Below are 5,867 nucleotides of genomic sequence, written 5' to 3' on the forward strand. Positions count from 1 at the left end.
CAAACAATTATGTTCTCCTGAACGGATTCAGATGACCGAGGAGGGTAAGTTCTGTACGATCGAACTTATGTGGCTCTATTCCGAGCATCTGGAACCACCGATGCTCGTCAGCGTTACCTTAGCCTCATTGATAGAATTAGGCCGCCGCGGAACGGATAGGCCATTAACGGCGCACACTGTCGACTTTTCTCTCCCTATGGGTAAACTTCCGGCACTTGAGGCTTTTTTCGGTTGCCCTGTCCGGGTTGGATCAGGACGAAGCCGATTAACTCTCCACCGAAGCGACCTTGATCGTCCTTTTATCTCCTATAACGAAGCTGTATACGGTGGCTTTTATTGTGAGCTTCACATCATTCTGATGATCGGATTGGCCATGGTATGGGTTCCTGCTCAAACAAACGGCCTCAATCAATTGCCGCCTAAATTGTATCCGCACGGAACGGCGGTTATGAATACTGTACAACAAGTCATCGGAGCCGTCGCTACAGCCGCCTCCATCAGCATTCTGTCAAGCGGCATGGATCATTATTTACATACCTCTGCTGAAACCTCTGCTGTGTCGAACCAGATGGCGGAATTGGCAAATGCAATGACGGTGGGGTCGGAGCATGTGGTTTGGTTTGCAATGATCGTAGCGGTGATCGGTCTGGTGATCTCGTTCTTTATCCGCCGAGTGATTGTAAGCCAAGCTTCAGCGGTAACTTCACCGCATTAATCATTTTTATTCAATCGGAGGAAAGTAGCCTGGGCGCTAGGAGATTTGATTCAGGCGGAAAAAGATAAACATTGGGGACTGTCGGAGGCGGGCGTGGGAACCATTCGACGCGCGCATTCCGTTCAGCCGCTCACGGCCATCAAGAGCGATTCGTTGTGGTGGAGATGTCCGGAAGACGAACTGCTGCCTACGTTAGAAGAACTCAGTATTGGCTTCGTGCGTACAGCCCATTGGGAAAGGGTTACCTGAGCGGAACTTAGCGGCTTTTTTGTTTTGAGGAACCAAGTTTTTTTCCGAGTTGAGGACAAGAACTTGGTTCCTTTGCCGAAAAGGGAACTCGGTCCGATTACCGACTTGATTAACACCTAATAGCAAACAAGCCAGGAAGACTGTAGGAAGAGACGATAGCGTGATGGTATTCATACTCGTTGCAGAAAATTTTAGGATGATTCGTTGAAATCATGGAACTAATGTCATTCAGTGGGTCGACAGTTGTTTTACATTGAAGGGTCACGTTGTTCTCAATTGGATCGCGCCCCATCCGAAAGCTATTCACTGTTGCTTTTATATCTGCAAATGCAAAAGGAATCCTGAAATAGTAATTTGAGTTCAGAGATACAAAAAGAACTTCTCGTACCGGCTGACGAAAAAGCCTAATGATATCTATAGAATACCAGTTATCCCAAGTGTCTCAAGCGCCAGCAGAAATGACTGACCATACATACCAATACTTACTGCAACACGCACATATCTATGAATGAGGGCATGAAAAAGAAAGCGGTATAGGAATCATTGAAAAAAAATTATAATTTTGTGCTGCTGAATGCTGGCACCCTTTATGATTTTACCGCGCTATTCTTTGTGACGCATAAACATAAACAGCTTCCATGCACTTTTTTGCGTTCACCATATAGACCGTAAAAGGCAACTATATCAACTGTGAAATCGGTTGTATGATTCCCTTGCTCATTCGCACGGATTGCGTAGAAGAAGTTTGGACAAAGACTTAAATAAAAATGTCTTCTTTGGATTCAAAATTTCGGTAATAAGCCTGTTTGGAAACTTCATCAGATTAAGGTTTTTCGCCGTATTCTTTACCGAATTCCTCCATCTTCTCAAGGATCGGTAGTAATTTGATTCCCTTGCCTGTTAATGAATACTCTACTCGCGGAGGAACTTCCGGATAAACATTACGTTTAATAACTCCATCGTTCTCCAACTCTTTAAGCTGCTTTGTGAGAGAGCCTTGTGATAAACCTCCAAGAAATTTTTTTATATCCGTATAACGGCGTTTTTCTCCTTTTAAATACCATAATATAAAATATTTCCAACGTCCTGAAAGAACATTTTGGGTAAATGCTATCGCGTACATATCCCTTTTTTCATCCATAAATTCTTTATCAAATCCTTCATTACAGACCCTCATTGATATCACTCCTAATCTTAAGGTACAAAAAGTTGTACTATGTTCATTTATATTGCCCTCTTTGCAAATGGACATAATGACTTTATGATTGTGTCAACAAACCAAAACAATTAATTTTAATTAACCTAAAATGCGAAAGGATAATGTTCTTGTTTTCGTTTTATAGTTTAATAGGGTAACTAAGATTACGTATATTTAGTAAGCTAAATAAATATAACACAGAAAGGAGTTACTGATAAGTGAATACAGGAAATAGACTACAGCTTTCGATTTTAGACTTCGTTCATGTCTATAACGGAAGTGATGCTAAGAAAAGTCTCCAAAACATTAGGACTTCTGCAGCTGATGGCTGGACCATGTGGGCATTGCTAAGGTCCAGAGAATTATTGGGGGAAATGATTTTCCAGAGCAATTAGATAACCTTCTTTCCTTTTTTGACTGTAACTTTAAAGAACCTCATGAAAGGGAGATCATTCAACAATGGAAGGAAGAAAGTTAAAAATAGGAGGGATTATTGATGGCGTTGGTTGGAATTACACGGGATGGAGACACCCCGCTATTCCAGCAGATGCCAGTGAAAATATTGATTACTACGTTCAAAAAGCCAGGCAACTTGAACAGGGAAGGTTCGACCTCATCTTTTTAGCAGACGTAAGTCATATTGGACCTGGCATGATACCACACTATCTAAGCATGTTTGAGGGCGTATCTATTTTGTCTGCATTGAGTATGGTGACTCATTCCATTGGCTTGACCGCAACAATAGCTACTTCATATGCTGATCCATTTACTGTTGCTAGACAAATAGTCTCACTCGACAAGATTAGCAAGGGCCGATCAGGATGGAATGCGATCACCTCTAATCCGGGAGGGTTAGCCAATTACAGTCCGTCCCATTTAAGGAAAGCAGATCTTTATCCCATGAAAAAGGAGTTTTTAGAGATTGTTGAAGGCCTCTGGGATTCGTACGAAGACGATGCATTCATACGTGATAAGAAAAGTGGGGTATTTTATGACCCGAGTAAGATGCATCCAATAAATTATACCGGGAATTACTTTTCAGTGGAGGGACCATTAAATGTTAGTCGATCTCGACAAGGCAGACCGGTCATCTTTCAAGCCGGTACTTCCTTGGAATTCATGGATATAGCTGGACAGCATGCCGAAGTCATCGTGGCTCCTGGAGATCAGTTTGAATATCTTAAGAGATTCACTGCTGAACTTAAAAGAAAAGTGCAAAATCAAGGGCGTTCACCAAACGATCTACTGATTATGCCTTCACATAGCCCCATCGTTGGTGAAACGGAAAAAGAAGCCTTAGAAAAGCTAAGGGAAATCGAATCATGGATGCCTAAAGGTTATAGATTGCCAAAGCCTCAATTGATGGGAGTTGCGGAGAATGTTGCAGAAAAAATAGAACATTGGTATCAAGAAGGCGTCATGGATGTCTTGCTGATTAGACAAGATTATCCAGCAGGATTTGAGGACTTTATTAAATTGGTTGTACCCATATTGCAAGATAAAGGCATATTTCGAAAGGAATATGAGGAGAACACACTTCGGGGGAATTTAGGGCTACCTTACCCTGAAAATAGGTATAAGAAGTAATAATAAAAAAATCAATTAAACTAGAGGTGAAATCATTGATGAAAAACCGAATTACAGAACTACTGGAAATAGAGTATCCCATTATTTCAGCTGCTATGACATGGGTCACTTCCGCGGAATTTGTTGCAGCAGTATCCAATGCAGGTGGACTGGGTGTGTTGGGGCCAAATGCTGGCCAAACGGAAAAAGCAACGAGTGCAGAGGATATGGCAGATCGACTAAACAAGGAAATTCGCAAGGTTAAAGCATTAACGAATAAACCATTTGCAGTAAATTACATTTTCCCAATGGGAGGGACTTCAGAAGACCCATTTACTAATGCAGTTTTTGATGTATTGGTTAAAGAAAATGTCAAAAACGTTATCGCCATTGGACAACATGTGGTCGATCGTGAACTGAAACGACTTAAAGAACATGACATTAAAGTCGTTTACAGAGACTTAAGTCCGACTGTAGAAAAGCTTGTAGAAGCTGAGAAAACAGGAGTGGATGCCCTTATCGTTACAGGTTATGAGGCTGGTGGTCATATGAGTGATTATAAAATTAGTACGCTTTCCCTTGTTCCACAAATCACTTCTCTTGTAAAAATCCCTATAATTGCTGCCGGAGGGATTATAGATGGTCGGGGAGCGAAAGCAGTACTATCTATGGGTGCAGAAGGTGTATATATGGGAACAAGGTTTATAGTGACCAAAGAAAATCCGGCTAGTATGGAAACAAAGAAAGCCATCATTAAGGTAAAAAGTGAAGAGTTTATTGAATTTAAATCAGGTACAGGACATTTGAGAACCATTCCTACAGAAGCGGGCAAAAAAGCGTTAGAACTCATTAATCAAGGAAAGCCTGCAGAAGCATACAAATATTATGGAGAAGGGTTCAAAATAGGAATGTTAGATGGCGATCTGGTTAATGGGACCGTAAGTGTATCCGAATCAGCCGGTGGTATTCAGCAAATTCTAACGTGTCAAGAAGTAATTGATGAAATTGTTAAAACCATCGGATGAAGATCTCAAAATAATTTTTGACTACAGTTTGCCCCTGATCAAATTCGGATAAATCTAATTCAACCAGGACCTATACAAACAAACATTGTATCTAAAGCTCTAAGTGAAAAAGAAATTGAAGAACGGGTACAAGAAGTTCCCATCAAAAGATTAGGGCAGTCTCAAGAGGTATCTAACCTTGCTTTGTTTCTTGCGAGTGATGAAGCCTCTAATATAACGGGTGCTGATCATGTAATTGATGGAGGATTGTCTGTGATGTGACGTAACATTGAATTGAGTTAGTATATGAGGCCATCTATGCTTGCTAACTCTTTTTATTTAGATAATAACATTGGAGGAGATATTCATATGAATAATACCCTTGAATTACTTCATAATCATACGTCCATACGTTCCTATACAAATCAACCATTGTCACAAGAACAACGAGAAGTAATCTTTAAGGCAGCTAATCAAACATCATCATTTAGTCTTTTACAGGCCGTTTCTATCATTAGAATTACAGATCCAGATCTTCGAAGAAAAATGATGCAACTTTCGGTTAATCAACCTTATATTGAAGAAGCCGCAGAGTTCTGGATTTTTTGTTCAGATTTCCACCGGAATCATCAAATCGCCCCTGAAGTTGACCTTGAATATATAGAATTTCTTTTAATCGGTTCATTTGATGCCGGGCTTATGGCGCAAAATGCTTTAACCGCAGCAGAATCTATTGGACTTGGTGGCGTTTTTATTGGTGGTGTGAGAAGTAACATTAATGAATTATCTGAAATTTTGAATTTACCGAAGTATGTGATTCCTTTGGTGGGACTATGTATTGGTAGTCCATCTGGAAATAAACCTGAACTCAAGCCAAGGTTGCCTAAATCCATGGTTTTACATGAAAACCAGTATCAAACACTCGATAAACTGAAATTAGCAACTTATGATAAGACCATGTTGAAGTATTATGAAAATCGGTCTGTAAGCGCGCCTTTCACAGTGAAAAAAGTAAAAGGATGGAGTGATCACATTCATGATCATCTCCAACGAAGCATTCAGCCACAAATGATGGACTATCTCCACAAACAGGGATATGCCAAAAAATGAAGCAGGGAAGAAACTTTTTTGACCA

At 40.5% G+C, this 5,867-nt stretch carries 5 protein-coding genes and 2 pseudogenes; 6 read left to right on the forward strand and 1 reads right to left on the reverse strand.

What is annotated here, in order from left to right:
• The coding region (locus GRP75_RS29840) for an AraC family transcriptional regulator ligand-binding domain-containing protein (RefSeq protein WP_237449088.1) at positions 1–715 on the forward strand (715 nt) is incomplete at its 5' end.
• A gap of 33 nt (positions 716–748) precedes the next feature.
• A pseudogene (locus GRP75_RS17565) lies at positions 749–972 on the forward strand (aldo/keto reductase); the annotation flags it as partial.
• An 815-nt stretch (positions 973–1,787) separates the two neighbouring features.
• Here the strand turns inward: GRP75_RS17565 and GRP75_RS17575 are convergent.
• Entirely contained in the window at positions 1,788–2,141 is a 354-nt protein-coding gene (locus GRP75_RS17575; protein ID WP_160789929.1) for a winged helix-turn-helix transcriptional regulator, read from the reverse strand.
• 480 nt (positions 2,142–2,621) lie between these two features.
• Here GRP75_RS17575 and GRP75_RS17580 point away from each other — a divergent pair, with 480 nt between their 5' ends.
• The 4 genes and pseudogenes from GRP75_RS17580 (at position 2,622) to nfsA (ending at position 5,842) form a co-directional block, all read left to right on the forward strand.
• Entirely contained in the window at positions 2,622–3,749 is a 1,128-nt protein-coding gene (locus GRP75_RS17580) for an NtaA/DmoA family FMN-dependent monooxygenase (protein ID WP_160789930.1), read from the forward strand.
• Positions 3,750–3,787: 38 nt separating this feature from the next.
• Positions 3,788–4,753, forward strand: a complete 966-nt coding sequence (locus tag GRP75_RS17585) for an NAD(P)H-dependent flavin oxidoreductase (protein WP_160789931.1) — start codon at positions 3,788–3,790, stop codon at positions 4,751–4,753.
• Positions 4,754–4,789: 36 nt separating this feature from the next.
• Positions 4,790–5,014, forward strand: a pseudogene (locus GRP75_RS30655) (SDR family oxidoreductase); the annotation flags it as partial.
• Positions 5,015–5,101: 87 nt separating this feature from the next.
• The gene (nfsA, locus tag GRP75_RS17595; RefSeq protein WP_160789932.1) at positions 5,102–5,842 is read left to right on the forward strand and encodes an oxygen-insensitive NADPH nitroreductase; all 741 of its coding nucleotides are present in this window, start codon (positions 5,102–5,104) and stop codon (positions 5,840–5,842) included.
• The last annotated feature ends 25 nt before the right edge of the window (positions 5,843–5,867 follow it).

This window comes from Paenibacillus sp. OT2-17, from assembly GCF_009827695.1.
In the GTDB taxonomy this organism is placed as follows: Bacteria; Bacillota; Bacilli; order Paenibacillales; family Paenibacillaceae; genus Paenibacillus; species Paenibacillus polymyxa_B.

Bases quoted from the DNA above. Each gene is read 5' to 3' on its own strand.
- GRP75_RS17580 (WP_160789930.1), top strand. From the start codon at position 2,622: ATGGAAGGAAGAAAGTTAAAAATAGGAGGGATTATTGATGGCGTTGGT.
- GRP75_RS17585 (WP_160789931.1), top strand. From the start codon at position 3,788: ATGAAAAACCGAATTACAGAACTACTGGAAATAGAGTATCCCATTATT.
- nfsA (WP_160789932.1), top strand. From the start codon at position 5,102: ATGAATAATACCCTTGAATTACTTCATAATCATACGTCCATACGTTCC.
- GRP75_RS17575 (WP_160789929.1), bottom strand. From the start codon at position 2,141: ATGAGGGTCTGTAATGAAGGATTTGATAAAGAATTTATGGATGAAAAA.